This is a genomic window from Streptomyces sp. NRRL S-920 (assembly GCF_000717945.1).
GTDB classification, from domain to species: domain Bacteria; phylum Actinomycetota; class Actinomycetes; order Streptomycetales; family Streptomycetaceae; genus Streptomyces; species Streptomyces alboniger.
In genome coordinates, this window is record NZ_JODF01000004.1 from 48,145 (window position 1) to 65,307 (window position 17,163).

The 17,163-nt window shown below is 68.3% G+C and carries 20 protein-coding genes; 19 read left to right on the top strand and 1 reads right to left on the bottom strand.

Going from position 1 to position 17,163, the window contains the following annotated elements; all coding sequences use genetic code 11:
- The first annotated feature begins 196 nt into the window (after positions 1 to 196).
- Genes IG54_RS41200 through IG54_RS0104745 form a run of 5 tightly spaced genes read left to right on the top strand, consistent with a single transcriptional unit; the run spans position 197 to position 3,062 of the window.
- The gene (locus IG54_RS41200; RefSeq protein WP_030777647.1) at positions 197 to 664 is read left to right on the top strand and encodes a hypothetical protein; all 468 of its coding nucleotides are present in this window, start codon (positions 197 to 199) and stop codon (positions 662 to 664) included.
- A gap of 12 nt (positions 665 to 676) precedes the next feature.
- Complete coding sequence (locus tag IG54_RS0104730; RefSeq protein ID WP_030777648.1) at positions 677 to 1,534, top strand: hypothetical protein; 858 nt, start codon at positions 677 to 679, stop codon at positions 1,532 to 1,534.
- 21 nt (positions 1,535 to 1,555) lie between these two features.
- Positions 1,556 to 2,191, top strand: coding sequence for a poly-gamma-glutamate hydrolase family protein (locus IG54_RS0104735; protein WP_051819270.1), 636 nt, complete (start codon positions 1,556 to 1,558; stop codon positions 2,189 to 2,191).
- A gap of 5 nt (positions 2,192 to 2,196) precedes the next feature.
- Positions 2,197 to 2,529 (top strand): hypothetical protein, encoded by a 333-nt coding sequence (locus tag IG54_RS0104740; protein ID WP_030777653.1) that lies wholly within the window; start codon positions 2,197 to 2,199, stop codon positions 2,527 to 2,529.
- Entirely contained in the window at positions 2,529 to 3,062 is a 534-nt protein-coding gene (locus tag IG54_RS0104745) for a hypothetical protein (protein ID WP_030777655.1), read from the top strand. The genes IG54_RS0104740 and IG54_RS0104745 overlap by 1 nt, the downstream gene beginning before the upstream one ends.
- Positions 3,063 to 3,074: 12 nt before the next feature.
- Here the strand turns inward: IG54_RS0104745 and IG54_RS41895 are convergent, their stop codons facing one another.
- Positions 3,075 to 3,314: a hypothetical protein gene (locus tag IG54_RS41895; protein ID WP_158708823.1), complete on the bottom strand. Its 240-nt coding sequence runs from the start codon at positions 3,312 to 3,314 to the stop codon at positions 3,075 to 3,077.
- Between the two features lie 373 nt (positions 3,315 to 3,687).
- On the opposite strand from IG54_RS41895, the gene IG54_RS0104755 reads away from it, so the two are divergent.
- The 14 genes from IG54_RS0104755 (at position 3,688) to IG54_RS0104820 (ending at position 16,920) form a co-directional block, all read left to right on the top strand.
- The gene (locus tag IG54_RS0104755) at positions 3,688 to 3,909 is read left to right on the top strand and encodes a hypothetical protein (protein WP_158708824.1); all 222 of its coding nucleotides are present in this window, start codon (positions 3,688 to 3,690) and stop codon (positions 3,907 to 3,909) included.
- On the top strand, positions 3,909 to 4,337 hold the full coding sequence (locus tag IG54_RS0104760) for a hypothetical protein (protein WP_030777659.1): 429 nt from the start codon (positions 3,909 to 3,911) through the stop codon (positions 4,335 to 4,337). Before IG54_RS0104755 ends, IG54_RS0104760 begins: the two co-directional genes overlap by 1 nt.
- 50 nt (positions 4,338 to 4,387) lie before the next feature.
- Positions 4,388 to 4,822 (top strand): XF1762 family protein, encoded by a 435-nt coding sequence (locus IG54_RS0104765; RefSeq protein WP_234335975.1) that lies wholly within the window; start codon positions 4,388 to 4,390, stop codon positions 4,820 to 4,822.
- 84 nt (positions 4,823 to 4,906) lie between these two features.
- Positions 4,907 to 5,518 (top strand): hypothetical protein, encoded by a 612-nt coding sequence (locus tag IG54_RS0104770; protein WP_030777664.1) that lies wholly within the window; start codon positions 4,907 to 4,909, stop codon positions 5,516 to 5,518.
- Between the two features lie 104 nt (positions 5,519 to 5,622).
- Positions 5,623 to 6,141 carry a hypothetical protein gene (locus IG54_RS0104775; protein WP_030777666.1) on the top strand — a complete coding sequence of 173 codons (519 nt, stop codon included), beginning with the start codon at positions 5,623 to 5,625 and terminating at the stop codon, positions 6,139 to 6,141.
- A gap of 98 nt (positions 6,142 to 6,239) precedes the next feature.
- Positions 6,240 to 6,437, top strand: coding sequence for a hypothetical protein (locus IG54_RS0104780; RefSeq protein WP_030777668.1), 198 nt, complete (start codon positions 6,240 to 6,242; stop codon positions 6,435 to 6,437).
- On the top strand, positions 6,430 to 10,479 hold the full coding sequence (locus tag IG54_RS0104785) for a hypothetical protein (RefSeq protein ID WP_030777670.1): 4,050 nt from the start codon (positions 6,430 to 6,432) through the stop codon (positions 10,477 to 10,479). The genes IG54_RS0104780 and IG54_RS0104785 overlap by 8 nt, the downstream gene beginning before the upstream one ends.
- On the top strand, positions 10,479 to 11,534 hold the full coding sequence (locus IG54_RS0104790) for a hypothetical protein (RefSeq protein ID WP_030777673.1): 1,056 nt from the start codon (positions 10,479 to 10,481) through the stop codon (positions 11,532 to 11,534). Before IG54_RS0104785 ends, IG54_RS0104790 begins: the two co-directional genes overlap by 1 nt.
- A gap of 71 nt (positions 11,535 to 11,605) precedes the next feature.
- Complete coding sequence (locus tag IG54_RS0104795; RefSeq protein ID WP_030777675.1) at positions 11,606 to 12,568, top strand: hypothetical protein; 963 nt, start codon at positions 11,606 to 11,608, stop codon at positions 12,566 to 12,568.
- A complete protein-coding gene (locus tag IG54_RS0104800; protein WP_030777679.1) occupies positions 12,565 to 13,767 on the top strand; it encodes a hypothetical protein in 1,203 nt (400 codons plus the stop codon). The genes IG54_RS0104795 and IG54_RS0104800 overlap by 4 nt, the downstream gene beginning before the upstream one ends.
- Before the next feature lie 18 nt (positions 13,768 to 13,785).
- Positions 13,786 to 15,816: a hypothetical protein gene (locus IG54_RS39095; RefSeq protein WP_051819271.1), complete on the top strand. Its 2,031-nt coding sequence runs from the start codon at positions 13,786 to 13,788 to the stop codon at positions 15,814 to 15,816.
- Positions 15,816 to 16,013, top strand: coding sequence for a hypothetical protein (locus IG54_RS0104810; protein WP_030777683.1), 198 nt, complete (start codon positions 15,816 to 15,818; stop codon positions 16,011 to 16,013). Before IG54_RS39095 ends, IG54_RS0104810 begins: the two co-directional genes overlap by 1 nt.
- A 111-nt stretch (positions 16,014 to 16,124) precedes the next feature.
- Positions 16,125 to 16,523 (top strand): hypothetical protein, encoded by a 399-nt coding sequence (locus IG54_RS0104815; RefSeq protein WP_030777685.1) that lies wholly within the window; start codon positions 16,125 to 16,127, stop codon positions 16,521 to 16,523.
- A gap of 58 nt (positions 16,524 to 16,581) precedes the next feature.
- Positions 16,582 to 16,920: a hypothetical protein gene (locus IG54_RS0104820; protein ID WP_234335977.1), complete on the top strand. Its 339-nt coding sequence runs from the start codon at positions 16,582 to 16,584 to the stop codon at positions 16,918 to 16,920.
- Positions 16,921 to 17,163 lie beyond the last annotated feature (243 nt).

A 17,163-nucleotide genomic window follows, 5' to 3' on the forward strand; every position in this document is an offset into this window, starting at 1 on the left:
CACACGCGGTTAGCGTCCCGCGGCCCGAGCAGGTCAGCGGGGACGGGTAGTCGGGTCACGTCAAGCAATCCCTGAGCCCTCACACATCGCCCAGCGAAGTCGAGGAAACCATCCCTGCCACTTACCGCGCGACACAAGCCGAACGCCTTGTGCAGGGTGCGCGCGATCGGACCGACACCCGTTTGAGGAGCCATCCATGGCCACCACTGCCCGCACCCGCAAGTCCGCCGCAAAGGCAACCGGTGAGGACACCCCGTCTGAGGCGACCACCCCGCAGACCGGGGCCGACTCGACCCCCACCGCACCCGACGCCGCCCCGCTGGAGCCGCCCCACGTCGACGAGGCCCCCGAGCCTCCGGCACCCAGCCCGTACGTCACACCCACCGAGGTCATCCCCGACGGGGAGAACCTGTCCGACATCATCCTCGACGACGCCACCAGCCAGCCGCCCGCAAACGTGGACGCCGTGTTCGTCCCGCTCACCCCGTTCGGCTCCACGCTCCAGTGCACCGTCCGCCTGGTCGAGCACACCTTCCTGGGACCGCACCGCAACCCCGTCACCCGGCTGCTCCAGCCCAAGGGTGCCGTGGTCTCCGAGAGCATCGCTGCCCGCATTCGTGAACGTCTCGACGCGCAGGCCGCGCGCGCCGGCAGCAAGCAGTAAGGGAGCGCAGGGGTGTCGGTCTACGACCACAAGCCCATGTGGGCCGGAGCGCACTACGACCCGGGCCCGGCTGGCGGCGAGGTGACGCGCCTCGACCTCTACACGACGCCCGAACGGGACGGGCCGGTTGTCGCGTCAGCCGCGCCCGCCGTCCGGCTCCGCCCCGGGGCGTACCGGTTTGATCTGCCGGTGGTCGCGCCCGGCCGCTACTGGGGTGCGGTCACCTTCACCCCCAACTCCGTGGCACAGCCTGTCACGGACACATCCGTGCGCCTCGACCTCCCCACGGGCCAGGGGCTCGTCGCCTCCCCCGAAGCCGTCGCCGATGCCCTTGGCGTCCCGCTTCCCCTCACCTCCGGCCAGCGCAGCACGTACGAGGAAGAGATCCGCAACGCGCAAGCCGACGTCGCGGCCTACCTCAACCGGACACTGGTGCCGACTGCGACCACCCTGCGCGGCATCACCCCGCACTGGGCAGATGCTCTCGACGACATCGACGCCTGGCCCGTCCACCTCGACGACATCGCTGAAGTGGTCTCCTACCGGGCCAACCCCGACGGGACGTACGACGTGGATCTCCTTGTCGGTCTCAACGGCGCCCGGGAGGAGTCGGTGGTGCGGTACGTCGTCGCGCACGCCGCCGAGTCCGTACGTCAGCGTCCCGGCGAGAACGCGGGGGCGAGCCGACGCGTCTCCTCGGTGAGCGCTGAAGGCCAGTCGGTCTCGTACGACTCCGCGCCTGCCCCGGGGCAGGCGGGCGCTGTCCCCGTGATCGGCAGCCTGAACCGGCTGCGCCGCCTGGTGTTCCAACCACTCTCTCGCCCGCCGCGCGCGCCGTGGCCGTACTCATCCAGCCGCCACTGGCGCTGACCGGAAGAAGGGAGCAGACCCGTGGGTGACCGTTATCAGTCGTACGCGGAACTGGCGAGCGGCCAGATCGAAGGTATCCACTACCAGCGGATATGGCGCACCTCCGCGTTCTCCAGCCTGCTGCATCTGGCCATCCATGGGGGCGGGATCGAGCAGGGCACCACCGAACTGGCCGACGCAGCCGCAGGCGACGTACACGACTTCTACACCCTCGACGCGTTCAAGGAGGCAGGCACCAACTCGGAGCTGCACATCACCTCGACGCGTTTCGATGAACCGCAGGGCCTGACGATGGCCAAGGAGGCGAGTCACATCGTGTCCTGGCACGGCGCGGCAGGCACCACGGCGATGACCTACCTCGGCGGGCTCGACTACAACCTCCGGGACCAGATCGGCGAGGCCCTGGCCGCCGCCGGCTTCGCGGTCAGCGTGGCTGCTGAAGAACTGAACGGGAACGACCCGGCGAACATCGCCAACCGCAGCACCCGCCGCATGGGCGTGCAGCTCGAACTCACCACCGCCCAGCGCGCCCAGTTCTTCGAGAAGGGAGACATGAGCCGCGCGAACCGGAAGAACACCACCCCGGCCTTCACCGCGTACATCACCGCGGTGACCACGGGCATCCGTCAGGCTCTGGTCACCCCGGGGAAGGGCTGAAGACGGTGGCCGTCGTCCTGCCGAACCGACGGTTGACGCTCTACGCGTTCAAGCATCCGTGGGCCCGAGACGCGAACGGCGTCCCGGTACCGCCCGACCCGAGCCAACGGCCAGAACCGCGCGGGACCTGGCCCGGTTCCGCGCTGGAACAGCCCGACGGCCCCTGGTCTCTGCGTCTGGACCCGGCCGCCTGGCCGGTGGAGGCCGGTGACGTCGTCGGCGACGAGACCGGCATGACGTGGACGGTCACCACCGCCCGCCTGCATCAGGTGTCCGGCTGTCCCGTCGTCGATTACGTCCAGGCCACCGCCACCCGTAATCCGCCGGAGGTGCCGTGATGGCGGCGAAGTTCACCCCGAACCCCGCGCTGGAGACGCTGCTGGCGCGGATGATCGCCCCACACGTCCAGCGCATCGCCCACCAGGTCGAGGTCGAGGCTAAGCGCCTCGCTCCACCCACCAAACGATGGGTCACGATGGCCGACGACAAGGTGCGCCCCACGCACCTACAGGCACAGGGCCAAGTCGTGCCCGGCAACCTGCGCTTCACCGTCAACTCCATGGACTGGGACCGCCGCCACCGCGGCGTCGGCTCGAACACGTACATGCACCAGCCCCGTGACCAGTCGTCCCGCGCCGTCGCCAACCTGAAGAACTGCCGCTGCACCACGGCGATCGACCCGGAAGGCATCGCCCGGAACATCAGCACCGGCCAGCCGATCATCACCGGCAAGAAGGTCACCGTAACCGTCACCGCGCGCGGCCCGATGGTCGTGGAGGCCGAAGTGGGCACCGTCTACCCCGGCAACCTGGTCGCTGACGGCACTCACTTCATGGCCCGCGCCGCGGCGATCGTGGCCGCACGACGCTGACAAGGCTGCACATCATTCGCGGGTACGGCGCACGCAGCGCGTCGCCAACGTGGCCACCGCGTGCAGGGCGAAGGCGACGGTGGCGCCGACCGTCGCTGGACCCTCGGGGACGTATCCGGCGACCGACGCCACCAGCGAGATGGATGCCAGGGGCTCGGTAACTTCCAGAGGCTGTGGACGGCGCCACTGGCAGGGCACTTTTCGCCATCTGGCTTCGCGGCCGTCGACAGCGGTGCGCTTCTTACTGCTCATTCGTGGTCCCTCCGGTTCGAGGTGTCGGCTTCCCGGCACAACAACCACACTGGAGGGACTTCAGGCATGACTCAAAGGGCATTTCCGCAGGTCAGACGGTGTGACGCCTTTATGCCGACGGATACCATGGCGGGGGCGGTCGCCCTTTTCCGCCACTGCCATCATATCCGTTGACGTCAAGGTGTCGGACCGTCTGATCCCGTTTTGCGGTAATTAATACGTAGGCAGAACACGTCAATTGACGGGCTCGGCGTCGACAGAGGTTCCGCCGTCCGGCGGCTAAGCCCACGACGAGGAAGCAGCGCGTTTGCGGCGTCGGCGATCTCCCGAGTGCGCGCGACACAAAGGCGTCATGCCGCCCACAGTGCGCGGCATGACTACCAAGAACCTCACCAAGACCGCCGCGCCGGGGGCTCCGGCCGACGAGGTCAAGACCGTCCGCGCCGCCTCTTCAGCTGGTCCGGGGGCGGAGACCATCACGCTGTCGCACCACCTCAACATCGAGGGCCGCAGCTACCAGCCGGGGGACAAGATCCGCGTGTCCGCCGACTATGCCCGTCGCCTGCGCCGCCAGGGTTACGTCGCCCGTACCTGATGGCCGCGACGTACGAACTCGCCGACGCTGATCCGGTCTCGGCTCTCCTCGCCTGGCTCCAACCGCACCCGCTCGTGGCCAAGGCCCTGGGCGGGCCCGGCCGCGTGTCCGGGATTTCCGAGGCGCCGTGGCCGCACCTGCGCGTCACCCACGGGCCCGGCGGCGATATGCGCTCCCTGACCTGGGCAACGGAGCCCGAGGTGACGCTGGAGGTGTACGGCGACCCCGGCGGTTGGCCGGGGCAGGCCGAGCTGCGGCGGATCACCCTCGCCTGCGCGGCAGCGGCCACGGAGCTTCCCGAGGCCCCGCACACGCCCGGCCAGCCCGTCATCAGCGGAGTTCGGCCCTCCGGCGCTCTGCTGTGGTCCCCGCTCGTCGACGGACAGCCCCGCTGGCTCCTCGGCCTGCTGGTCACCCTGCACCCGTAGGCGAGGGCCTGGTTATGCGTGCGAGCGACGAGAGGGTGAGGCTGCACCTCGTGCCCCTGCGGCAGAAGCAGGCGAAAGAGTTCGTCGCCCAGTGGCACAGGCACCATCAACCGCCGGTCGGCGCCGTCTTCAGCGTGGGCGCTGCCGACCAGCACGGCGTCCTGCGGGCCGTCGCGATCGTCGGGCGGCCCGTCGCACGCCATCTCGACAACGGCGAAACCCTGGAGGTCACCCGCACCGCGACGGACGGCGTCCGCAACGCCAACAGCATGCTCTATGCGGCCTGTTGGCGCGCAGCTCAGGCCCTGGGCTACTCACGGTTGATCACGTACACGCAGGCCGGTGAAACCGGGGCGAGCCTCCGCGGGGCCGGGTGGCGGGTCATCGCGCGACGCCCGCCTCGCGGAGGCTGGCATTGCGCGAGCCGTCCCCGAACACCGCGCGGAACCGAGCACGTCGCACGGGCCCTCTGGGAAGCGCCGTGACGCCCCCGGCCAGCACGCGACGTTAAGCGCCGCCTCTCCCCAAGGTTCCCGGGCCCGATCACCGGACCAGGGAGAACCAACGTCATGGCAGGCGAGACTGCTAACAGCAACGAAATCCTCATCCCTTCACTCACGCGCGTGTGGCTCGCAGCCATCGGGGTCAACGCTCCGGGTGACGCCACGGCCCCCATGCCGGAGGGCTGGCGCGCAGTGGGCTTCACCACTGAGGACAGCCTGAAGTTCAATTCAGAGCCCAACTTCGAGCAGGTGCGCTCGGCGCAGAGCAGCTACCCGACCCGCACCTTCCAGACCCAGGACGCGGGCACCCTCGAAGTCGACTTGCAGCAGTGGTCTGGCGAGAACTTCCGAGCGGTGTACGGCGGCGGTTCCATCACGGAGATCACGCCCAAGGAAGGCACCCAGAAGCACTACCGGTTCGTCCCTCCCCGCATCGGAGGGCGCACGGAGATCGCCGCGTGCATCGAGGTCATCGACGGCGGCAAGCACTACCGCTACATGCTGCCTCGTACGATGCAGATGGAAGGCGTCTCCAAGGAGCTGGCGAAGACCAAGGAAGCGATTCTGCCGCTGCGCCTTGCTCTCCAGGGCAGTGACGATGTGGACGCCTGGTACCTGATCACCGACGACCCGGCCTTCCAGCCGGCGGCCGTCGTCTCGCCTCCGGCGTCCGGCTGACCTCTCGCTGCGGCAGCGCGCGACGCAAGCCGTCCCGGCTTGCCAGTGTCCGCGCGCTGTCGCACCCCGCGACTCAGCCCGCGTACACGAGAGGCCAGCCCTTCATGTCGTTCGTCATCGACCTCGACGCCGCCGAGCGGCGGGAAGTCCAGTACCCCCACGGCATCCCGGTCAAGTACCGCGAGGAGCAGTTCATCTATCCGGCCGAGCTGCCGGCCAAGGCACTCGACCCGCTGCTCTCCGAGGAGCTGGACCTGGTCGGTCTGCTCCGCGATGTCGTCGAGGCCAGCGAGAACCCCACGGTCGGCCTCGTCGTTGACCTCCTCTTCAAGCGCCCGCATCTGCCGCGCCGGTTCGTCGAGGCGATCTATGAGGTGCACCGCATCCTCCTGGGCAAGGAGGAGTACGAGCGGTTCGAGGACCTGGGGCCCTCTCTCCCTGCGTACGTCCGCCTCACCATGGGCCTGATCAAGGTCTACGGAGTTGACCTGGGAAAGTCCTTCGGACTGGGCGACTCCTCCGAGAGCGATGGGGAGACGTCGAGTCCGACCTCAGCCTCCACCACGGGCTCGACGCCCGAGGAGTCTGGCGGCAGCCAGGAGAGCCCGGCTTCATCGGACTGAGGCGTCTGATCGTCCTGATCGACGGCCTCCCCGAGAACTCCCGCCTCCAGTCCGCCCAGATCAACGGGTGGACGAAGGAGACGGAACTCCTGGCCCAGTTGATCGAAGAGGTCAGCATTCTGGCCGCCGATCGGCGACGTGACGAACCGAAGTCCATCCCTCGCCCGTTCAACCCCGCCGACGCCGCCCACCAGCGGCGCGGCGCGCAGCCGCAGCCGCAGTCCGCCTCCAACTTCACGGGGCACCGGCAGATGCTCGCGGCCGCGATGCAGAGAGGAATGGTCCGCAGTGGCTGAGGGCCTTCAGGCTGGCCGCCTGGACGTGCCGGTCGTCGCCGACCTCGCCGGGTTCGCGCGCAACCTGCGCAGCAAGATCGAGACGGCCGCCGAGGGCCTGGCCGTCAAGGTCAAGGTCAAGGTCGACTCCAAGGGCCTGCGCAAGAAGCTCGACACCGCCGTCAAAGAGGCGTCGAAGGGCGTCAGCGCCAAGGTCAAGATCAAGGTCGACGACCAGCGGCTGCGCACCGAGCTGGACGGCATCGCACGGCGGATCGCCGGTACGGACGTGCGTGTGCCCGTCCGCCCGGACGGCGACTCCGACCGCGGCGGCCGCGGTGGCGGTCTGCTTTCCGGCGTCCGCAGCCTGATCCGCGGAGCCCAGGGGGAAGCCGACCGCACCCCGGTCAACGTGCCGGTGCGGATACGGCTCCCGCGCGGCCGCGGGACGATGCGGATGCTCGGCATCGGCTCCCTGCTCTCCCTGGCACAGCCCGCCGTCGCTGCGCTCACCCAGTACGGTGCCGGGCTGACGGCGCTCGCCTCAGCGGCCGCGCCAGCCGTCGGTGTTCTCGGCGCGATACCCGGGCTGATCGTCGCGGCCGGTACCGCGGCGATCGGCACGAAGGTGGCCTTTGCCGGGTTCGGCGAGGCCCTGAAGCAGACCCTCAAGGCGCAGCAGCAGGCAGGCTCCGGGGCGAAGCTGACGGCGGCCCAGCAGGAGGCGCTGGCGCAGTCCCTCGACGGACTGTCGACCTCGGCTCGCAAGACCGTCACGACGGTCGGGGGCCTGAGCGGCGCATGGCGCAAGATGCGCCAGTCGGCGCAGGAACGTTTCTTCTCGCAGGTCGCGGATGAGGTCAAGCCGCTCTCCTCCGCAGTGCTGCCCCTGCTGAAAGATTCGCTCGGCGACACCGCTGGGCAGATGGGCGACCTGGCCAAGCGCGGCGCGCAGTTCATGCAGAGCGGCCCGTTCCGCCGGGACTTCAAGACGATCGCGGCCACCAACAGCACCGCCATCGGGCACATGACCGATGGGCTCGCGAACCTGGGCCACGCGGGCATTGACTTTGCGGTGGCCTCCGGCCCTTTTGTCGAGCGGGTCAGCGGCGGCATCGAACGCTTCACCCAGTATGCGCGCGCCTCCGTCCAGGCCGGACGCGAGACCGGCTCCCTCGCCAAGTTCCTCGATCACGCGGGCGATAAGGCGACTCAACTCGGGCGCTCCACCTGGGACCTGGTCAAGGGCCTTGGAGGAGTAGGAAAGGCCGCTCAGGACAGCGGCGACGCTCTACTCGACGGGTTCGAAGGCTCGATGACCCGCTTCAAGCGGTGGGCGAACTCGGCCAAGGGCCAGACGTCGATGAAGCAGTTCTTCTCCGACGCTGCTCCAACCTTCCACGAGTTGAACCTGCTGGTCGCGGATTTTTTTCGCGGTCTGGGACGGGCTGCGAAAGACAACGGCGTCACCGACCTGATCCGGCAGATCAGGACCCAGTTGATGCCCGCACTGGGCACGTTCTTCGACGGCATCGGGCATTCGATCGGTCCCGCACTGATCAGTGTGGTCTCCAATCTGGCCACCGCCATCGGCAACCTGTCGGCGGCCGGCAGCGGGCTCGGCCTCTTGCTGGTCGCGTTCAACGGCGTGGTGCACGCCTTCAACTCGCTCATGCATGTGCTCCCCGGTGCGAACTTCGCGCTGTCCGCCTTCTTCGGCACACTGCTCATGCTGAAGGTGATCAGCGGCGTCACGAGCATGATGCGCGGTTTGAGTACGTCTGTCATGGCTGCGGGCCGGTCGATGAACAGCACCGTCGGAGTGCTGCGCAACGGCACCGCGGTCGCCGGACAGCAGGTAGGCGTCTGGAGCCAGATGCGCACCGCCTACCGGGGTGCTGCCAGCGAGGGAGGCCGTCTGTCCGGCACCCTGCGGGGCATCGGAGCCGCGAACCGGGTGGCATCGAACGCGCTGGGCGGCATGGTGTCCGCGCTCGGCGGGCCCCTCGGCATCGCCATCACTGGCGTCACCATCGGGCTCGGGTATCTCGCCTCGAAGCAGGAGGCGGCCGCCCGCGCCGCGGCCGCGCATGAGGAACGCATCAGCTCCTTGTCCCAGGCTCTCGCGGACTCGAACGGGCAGATCGACGCGAATGTCAGGGCTCAGGCCGCGCAGTACCTCCAGGACGTCAAGCTCTCGGACGGTAAGGGCAAGCTCGTCGACACCCTCCGCAGTGCCGACGTCTCCCTCAAGCAGGTCACGGACGCTTATCTCGACCAGGGCGGCTCCATCGACGGGCTGGAGAAGAAGCTGCGGAGTCTCGCAGAAGGAACCAAGCACTACGCCCAGATCGGCGCCGACACTTGGGTCCCCAAGTTGTCCCCCCAGGGCGAGAAGTACCAGGCCGCCGCTGACGCCTTGAAGGAAATGAGCGGCGAGCTGGACAAGTCGAAGACCCGAGCGAAGGAACTGAACGAAGCATCCAACGGCACGGCAAGCACCGGCACCTCCGCATACAACCGACTCCAGTCCGCCGTCCAGGGTTTCAGCGACAAAACCAAGAGCGCTGACGAACGCGTCGACAGCCTGCGCCGCGCACTCGACGCCCTCAATGGCAACTCCCAGTCATTTCACGACGCGCAGGCACAGCTCAACTCAGTGATGTTGCAGATCGACGACACGATGAAGAGCAACATCAACCACGCCGAGGGCTGGGGCAAAGCCCTCGTCGACAGTGACGGCCTTGTCAACACCGCCTCACGGAACGGCCAGACGCTCAACAGTCAGCTCACAGAGCTGCGGGACTCCATGCTCGGCGTCGCCACCAAGGCCAAAGAGGCTGCGGAGCAGAGCGTGATGCCCATGTCTGAGGCGATGGACAAGAGCCAGGGCGCGATGGAGCGGGCCCGATCCAAGGCCATCCAGCTCGCGACCGACATGGGCATCCCCAAGGACCAGGCGAAGCAACTCGCCGACCAGATGGGCTTCATCCCCGACACCATCACCACGATCATGAAGACCTCCGGCGTCGACAAGGCCATGGCCGAGTTCCTGAGCCTGCGCGGCAAGCTCGACGGCCTGAAGGTCGGGGAGACCATCCGGATCAGCGCACCTACCGCGGAGGCGCGCCGACAGCTTGAGGCCCTTGGGTTCAAGGTCAAGACGCTGCCCGGCGGCAAGAAGGTGGCGGTCAGCGCCCCGACCGGCGCGGCGCGCGGAAACATCGCGGCTCTGGCCGCGGACATCAAGGCCGCGCCCACCAAGAAGAAGGTCACGGTTGAGGCCATCATCCGCAGGGCCGCGGGTGAGCTGAAGGCCGTCCGGGACAAGGTCGCTGACCTTCCCGCGAACCGAAAGGTGAAGGTCGACGCCCCGACCCGCCTCGCTCAGCAGCAACTGCGTGACCTGGGCTACAAGATCAGGGGCCTCAAGGGGAAGAAGGTCGAGATCACCGCGCCTGCGGGCACGGCCTCCGGGCAGGTCGGGGCTATCCAGCGCCGGATCAACTCCCTGACCGGCAAGACCGTGCACGTCACCGTTGTGTACTCCGCGAAGGGCAAGCCGTACGTCTCCGAGCACGCTGACGGCGGGATCGTCCGCTACGCCGACGGCGGCATCCGCGCCATGGCCGGTCGTGTGAAGGCGTTCGCGAACGGCAGCGAACGGCACATCGCACAGATCGCGAAGGCGGGTGAGATGCGCCTGTGGGCCGAGCCCGAGACGTACCCCGGCGAGGCGTATATCCCGCTGGCGCCGTCAAAGCGGAAGCGCTCGGAAGAAATCCTCGGCACTGTCGCCGGGTTCTTCGGCGGAACCGTCGTCTACGGGCGGGACTTGAAGCAGTTCGCCAACGGTGCGCTGAACCAGTCCGCCGGCGCCCAGTCGCTGTACCGCCCCACTCGAACAAGCCCGCCGCGCACGGCAGCTGCCGCCGCGAACACCGCGGCGCTGGTCGGCGGGGACTTGAACATCAACGTCGGCCAGGTCGCTGGCGTCGGCAACGCCATGGAGGACGCCATGTACGAGCTGCGGAAGGTCCGACTCGGCGGAGGAGTCGGCTGATGCGCTCCGGCGAGTGGTACCTGGGTTACTACAGCTACAACCATCTGCCGGGTGCGGCTCTGCACTTCGGTACGCAGGCCAGCGGCATGTACTGCCTCAGCGAGCCAGAGGTGAAGCTGGCGGAACTCGAAGTCGGCGACCAGCCGCTGCCCGGGGAGGACGGCAACCGGCTGGGCCGCGACTACCAGCGCTCCGCCAGCGTGACCTTCGAGCTGGGCGTGGACGCAGTGGACGCGCCGGTCGACCGGCACTACCCCGTGCCGTACTGGATGATCAAGGACCGGCGCATCGGCGACTGGGTCGACAACGAGGCGTACCTGAACCTGCTCAAGAAGAAGGGCTCATCCGCCGAGTGGGTCCAGGACGGCGTGGCCATGCTGCGGCAGGTCTGGCGAGCCGACCCAATCCGTATGCGCCCCACCCGAGTGGCGTGGCTGGTGCACAACTCCGCCGGACGCACCCGCCGCCTGTACGGAAGGCCCCGCAAATTCGACGTCGTCCACTCCCGCTTCGCCGCGCGCGGGTACGTGCCGGTGATCTGCGAGTTCCAGGCCATCGACGACCGCTTCTACGACGAGGAGGAGCAGGTTCGGGAGATGTGGGACATGTCCGGGTTCCACATTCCGTGGCGACCGGGACGGCCTTGGTGGGGTGATGCACTGCCGCCGTGGATGACGCAGCCGGTCCGCAAGACCGTGGCCATCCAGCACGCAGGCCGAATCGCCACGCAGCCGGTCATCGAGATCAAGGGCCCGTGCACAGCTCCGCGGATCGAGTTCCAGAACCTGTGGGCGGTGAAGCTCAACATGACGATCAAGCAGGGCGAGTCGGTCGAGATCGACGCGCGGCCGTGGTCCCGCACGGTCCTGCTCACCAAGCACGACGGCTCCCAGTCGTCGGTCGCAGACAAGCTCACCAGGTCCTCGCCGCGCCTGGCCGACATGACCATCCCCCCAGGTATCTGGGGCGCCCACCTGACATACACGCGGGTCGACAAGCGCGGACCGGGCCCCAACGTGCAGATCCGGTGGCGCAACGCCCACACCTGGTGGTGAGCACGAGACACAAAGCCGCGCCGCCCTTCACCCTCCGCCTCACCTGAAACCAAGGTGAAGGAGAACGCAAGGTGTGGGACGGCATCCCGTGGTTCGTGGAGGGCACGGCGACAAGCGAGGAGACACTGCGCCTGGTCGTAGCGGCGGCCGCGGGTGGCGGTGAGGGAATCGTCGCGCCCCCTGACCTCGTCGTGACGGCACTGGAGGTGCCCGGCTCCGCGGTCCAGGTCAGCACCGGCGCAATGATCGCCGCCCGCCCCCGATCCGGTGCCGGCGGTGAGGCATACGCGGCCCGCCTACCCATCGCCGACCTGGCCGACATCGAGCCGACGTCCGCCGACGGGCCCCGCTCGGACCTGGTCATCGCACGGATCGAGGACCCCTACGGCGGGGAGACGTGGCCGCTGCCCGAGGACCCGGCCGTCGGCCCTTACGTGCACACCCGCGTGATCTCCGACGTTCCGCCGGGGACTACCAGCCTCCAGGACGTCGATGCGGCGTCAACGGCCGTCACCCTGGCGCGCATCGACGTACCCGCCTCCACGTCCGTCATCACCCAGGGCATGATCACCGACCTGCGGCACCTGGCCCGTCCGCGCTCACACACGGTGCGGCGCTACCTGCACAGCGTCTGGCCCAACCCCGACGACGTCGGCCTCCTCACCGACACCTGGGAAGACTTCCCCCTCGGCGCGCGCTGGCAGGAACCGGCGCCGCCCTGGGCGACGCACGTCACGGTCCACGCTCACCTCACCGGCGTTCTGCACGCTGACGCCACGGAGGCTTCCGTGCGGCTGCGGGTCATCGTAGGCGAGCAGGTCGGTGGCAGCTTCCCTCTCGTCAGCCAGCACGCCGGACGCCACGCCGCGGTGTGCGGGCACACCTTCGCGCTCCCCCCGGCTGACCGCGGCGCGGTGTTGCCCATCGCCGTGCAGGGCATCGGCACCGAGGGCATGTCCGGGGTGCTCCGTGCGGACAACGGCACCGTCCTCGCCACGGAGATCACCTACAGCCAGGCCCCGGTGGTCGCATGAGCGGGTGGCGGTACATCGCGCAGCGCTCCACCACGCGCGACTTCCTGGACTGGGACGTGCCGTTCGTCGCCGACTCGGTGCCCAAAGCAGAGTTGAACGGCCCTGGCGCCATGACGGGGACGATCGCCCCGGAGTACATGCGGCTCATGGCCCGGCCGGACGGCCTGCCCGTCATCACTGAGTGGGCGACCACGCTCTATGCCGAGTACAACGGCCACATTCGCTGGGGCGGTCTGGTCACCAAAGTGTCCTTCCAGGGCCAGGCGATGCGCGTGGAGTGTGCGGGCTACACCGCCTACCCCAACGGGATGCCGTACTTGGGCTCCACGATCGTCTCCGGCGGCAAGCACAAGCAGAAGTGGAAGTACGACGGGCGGGACAAGAACCACGACGGGTACGTCGACGGCTCTCACCCGAAGAGAAAGATGCCGCCGCGCCCCAAAGACAAGATCGGTCGACGGTGGGACGCCTACGACGTCGTCCGGCACATCTGGGACCACTTGCAGTCCTACAAGGGCGGCGATCTCGGGCTGATCGTCGACCGCCATGACTCCGGGCACCTGCTGGGCTCTGCCAACGGGCAAGATCCCTGGCAGCTCCAGTGGTGGGAGACCCCGGACTGCGGCAGCACGATCACCGAGGTCATGAACCTCGCGCATGCAGACTTCCGCGAGCGGCACCGCTGGGACGGCAACCGGGAGAAAGTCGAGCACTTCCTGGACCTCGGCACACGCCGCTTGGGCAAGGCTCGTAAAGATCTCCGCTTCGCGAGCGGCGAGAACATCGTTGAGATCGCAACGCCGGGCGGACAAGGCGAGTTCTTCGCCAACCAGGTCTACGTCTTGGGCAAGGGCAGCGGCTCAAAGACCGCGCGGGCCCGGGTGGTGACCAACGACCGACGGCTGCGCCGCGCCCGGGTCATCACCCGCAAGAGCACGAAGAACCACCGCACCCTGACCGCGTACGGCCGCACCGAGCGCGCCAAGCACTCCGCGCAGCTCACCATCCCCTCCATCGCTGTCCGCCAGCACCCCAACGCCCCCTTGGGCTCCTGGCATCTGGGCGACCGGATTCTCGTGCAAGTCGACGTGCCGTGGGTCGGCGAACTCGCCATCTGGCATCGGGTCACGGCCGAGGAGATCGACCCCGCGGCCGGTACAGCCGTGCTCACCCTCACCCGCGCTGACCACTACGGCTGAGGCGACAGGAGCTACCACATGACCACGTCGTTTCGTCTCGACGAGCGCGAGCAGGCGAAGAACTTCGCGGCCTACCTGGCGCAGCTTGAGCGCCGTATCCAGGACCTGGAGCGGTCCAACTCCTTGACGAACGCGTCCGTTGACGGCGGGTCCATCGAGGTGTACGACGAGGACGGCTCCCTCCAGGTCGTCGTCGGCGAGCAGGGCGATGGCACCACAGGTGTCATCCATGTCAACGGGCCCCCGCCCCCGACCCCCAGTACGCCGACTCTTGCGGAGGCTCGCGGGGGTGTGGCGGCGACCTGGGACGGGCTGTTCACCGACGCGCTCTCTGCACCGCTGGACTTCTCCCGTATCGAGGTGCACGCCTCCACGGCCAGCGTGTTCGAGCCGACGCAGATCACGCAGGTCGGCACGATCGAGTCGCCGCGCGGTGGCGTCTTCCTGATACCCACCGAAGTACCCGTGCACGTACGGTTCCTGGCTCGCACCCTGTCCGGCACAGGTGGTGAGCCGTCCGCGGCTGCGGGGCCTGTCGGCCCGGGACGGGTCGTCGCGCAGGACGTTCTCGACGGCATCATCAGCGAGACCAAGCTGACCAAGGCGGCCGTCACCGCGGCGAAGATCGCCCTCGGAGCCGTCAACGGCACCCACTTGGCCGCGGAGTCCGTCACCACGGAGAAGCTGCTCAGCCTCTCGGTCACCGCGGAGAAGATCGCCAGTCTCGCGATCACCAGCGACAAGATAGCGGCGTTGTCGGTCACGGCCGACAAGATCGCGGTCAACAGCATCGACGCGAGCCACATCAGGGCCGGGGCTATCGACGCCACCCACATCAAGGTCGGATCGATCACCGCGGACCGGCTCACGATCGCCAGCAGCCCCAACATGTTGCCGGACCCCTCCTTCGAGGGTCCAGGAGGCGCCGCGCTGGTCGCCGGGCAGACGTACTGGTCCATCGCGGACGGCGGCAACGGCTCGGCACGGGCCGTCCTGGTGAACGCGGCCTCTGCTGCACCGGTCATCCGCACCCTGTCCCTGTCCACGTTCCCGATCCTGGCCGGGCAGCAGCTGCACCTGGCGGTCGACGCGATGCCCTCCACCGACTGGACGGGCGCCTCCGTGCGGATCTACGCACGGTGGATCGACTCCGCCGGCAACGTGACATTCGGGCACGTCACCAACAGCAACCCAACCCGCGGCTCCTGGAACGAGCTGTCCGGCAACGTACAAGCCCCGCCGGGCACGGTGCAGGCAGAGATCAGAATCGGCTCGTACGACGCGACCGCAGGCACCGTAGCCTTCGACAACGCGGTCGTACAGCCGGTCCTCGGCAAGGTACAGATCGCGGACGGCGCGGTGACCGCGGACAAGCTCGACGCGAAGGCCATCGACGGGAAGATCATCACCGGCGCGACCCTACGAACTGCGGCCACCGGCGGACGCATCGTGATGGACGCATCACGGCTCACCGCGTACGGCCACGGGTCACAGCGCATCGTGCTGGAACCCAATTCGACGTCGCCCTTCCTGTACTTCACCAGCGATGACGGCACCAATTACGCCTATCTCCAGGTGGCGGGCCAGGGCTCGGAAGCCGCCCTTGTCACCCACAGCGGCAAGTTCAGCGACCGCGACGGAGCTGCCGTGCGGTGGAGAACGTGGCAGGGCAACGACAAATGGGTCGCCGAACGCGTACTCGACGGCACCGCAGTGACCGTGGGCAGCCGAATCCAGCTCACCGCGGAGCAGGCCACGATCAGCGGCCCCGCCATCCGAGCGAACGGTGTCCTGCGCGCCGACAACATCGTCATGGGGGTCGTCAAGGTCAAACCCACCCCCAACGTGCCCACACCCGTCACGCTGTCCGGCGGCAACATCGCAGGCTCCAAGTTCCGAGCACAGCTCACCGCTAACACCGGCTACCCCGGCAACAGAGTGCTGGGGGTCGGCTTCACCGGCCTGTCGTCCGAGGGCATGACGATCTGGGTCACCCGCACTGACAACGACGAGACCACCGTGCACTGGCAGATCATCGGAGAAGACTGATGGCATCCACCGACGAGGAACCCACACCCCGCGCGCAGCGCATGATCGCGACCTGCCACACCGACCCGGCCGTCTGTCCCGTCAGCGGTATCCCGTTCACCGGCACCTACTACGCCGCTCCCGAGCCGCCGCTGTACCGCGGTGTCTGCATGGGCTGTGAGCAGCCAATCGCCGACCTCGTACAGGTCACGTCGTGAGGCCAAGACAGTAAAGGGTGCCCCGGTGCAGTGTGCGCGCTGCGGGGAGCCGCGGGCTTTGCCGGCCCCGGCTCCCGCGCACCCGTGATTCATCGAACCCAGGGAGTGCCAGTGGATGGGCTCGTCTCGCTGGCGCCCGTACTCGCCCCCCTCTTCGGCATGCTCGGTGCGTTGGGCGGCGCGTGGCTGGTGTACCGGCAGAACAAGAAGAACACCGAAGCGGCAGCCGTCAAGAATCTCACCGACGGCTTCAGCAGTCTCCTCGAACAGCAGCGCGCATCGACGAACCAGACCATGGAACGGATGGCCACGCTCGAAGCGAAGTACGACACCCTTGAGCGCCGTGTCGAGCATCTTCAAGAGGAGCAGCGCCAGTGGCGCCGCTGGAAAGCGGCCGCCGTCGAGTACATCCACGACTTGCGGGACCTGGTCCGCGATGTGCTTCACCGCCCGGCGCCGGAGCCGCCTGCCGAGATCTCCGCAGACATCGAGCGGCATGATCCGCCGTAGAGCCAGGACGCGACACTAGACCTTCAGCCCCCGCAGGCTCTGGCCTTTACATCACCTCGTGGAAGGCCAGAACGCTATGTCGACGCTCGACTCGCTCACCACCGGCGCCCAGGTTGGCGCCCTCCTGCCGCTGCTCACCGCGATCGTGCAGCGCCCGGCCTGGCCGACGGAGCTGAAGAAGACGGTGGCCGTGGTCCTCGCCCTGATCGCGGGCCTCATCACCGTGGCCGCGTCCGGGGGCTGGGATCAGTTCCAGCACGGCACCCTCACCTTCGCCACGCTCGCCACGGTCCTCGCCGCTTCCCAGGCCACGTACGACCTGATCTGGAAGCCGAGCAAGGTCGCTCCGGTGATCGAGTCGGTCACCAGCCCGAAGGCCCCGGAGCAGGCCGGGTAGCACTGCGGCCGGTAACCCGCTGGGATGCCGGCGGGTATCATCCGCATTTAGGTGGCCGCTTCGCCGCCGAACCCACTGCGTTGAGGGTTGCTGCTGGTGTCTGGGAGTACGGGTCCGCCTTTCCTCCTGGGTCTGGCCAGCAGACCAACAGCCCAAGACCACTGCGCGCGTGCAGAGCGCCCAGGGCCGGAGAGTGGTTGCTCCTGCGATGACCCGGCACACGGAGTGGGTTCGGTGGCGAGG

Coding starts and splice junctions, on each gene's coding strand:
- IG54_RS41200 (WP_030777647.1), top strand. CDS start 197: ATGGCCACCACTGCCCGCACCCGCAAGTCCGCCGCAAAGGCAACCGGT.
- IG54_RS0104810 (WP_030777683.1), top strand. CDS start 15,816: ATGGCATCCACCGACGAGGAACCCACACCCCGCGCGCAGCGCATGATC.
- IG54_RS41895 (WP_158708823.1), bottom strand. CDS start 3,314: ATGAGCAGTAAGAAGCGCACCGCTGTCGACGGCCGCGAAGCCAGATGG.
- IG54_RS0104760 (WP_030777659.1), top strand. CDS start 3,909: ATGGCCGCGACGTACGAACTCGCCGACGCTGATCCGGTCTCGGCTCTC.
- IG54_RS0104790 (WP_030777673.1), top strand. CDS start 10,479: ATGCGCTCCGGCGAGTGGTACCTGGGTTACTACAGCTACAACCATCTG.
- IG54_RS0104745 (WP_030777655.1), top strand. CDS start 2,529: ATGGCGGCGAAGTTCACCCCGAACCCCGCGCTGGAGACGCTGCTGGCG.
- IG54_RS0104800 (WP_030777679.1), top strand. CDS start 12,565: ATGAGCGGGTGGCGGTACATCGCGCAGCGCTCCACCACGCGCGACTTC.
- IG54_RS0104775 (WP_030777666.1), top strand. CDS start 5,623: ATGTCGTTCGTCATCGACCTCGACGCCGCCGAGCGGCGGGAAGTCCAG.
- IG54_RS39095 (WP_051819271.1), top strand. CDS start 13,786: ATGACCACGTCGTTTCGTCTCGACGAGCGCGAGCAGGCGAAGAACTTC.
- IG54_RS0104755 (WP_158708824.1), top strand. CDS start 3,688: ATGACTACCAAGAACCTCACCAAGACCGCCGCGCCGGGGGCTCCGGCC.
- IG54_RS0104770 (WP_030777664.1), top strand. CDS start 4,907: ATGGCAGGCGAGACTGCTAACAGCAACGAAATCCTCATCCCTTCACTC.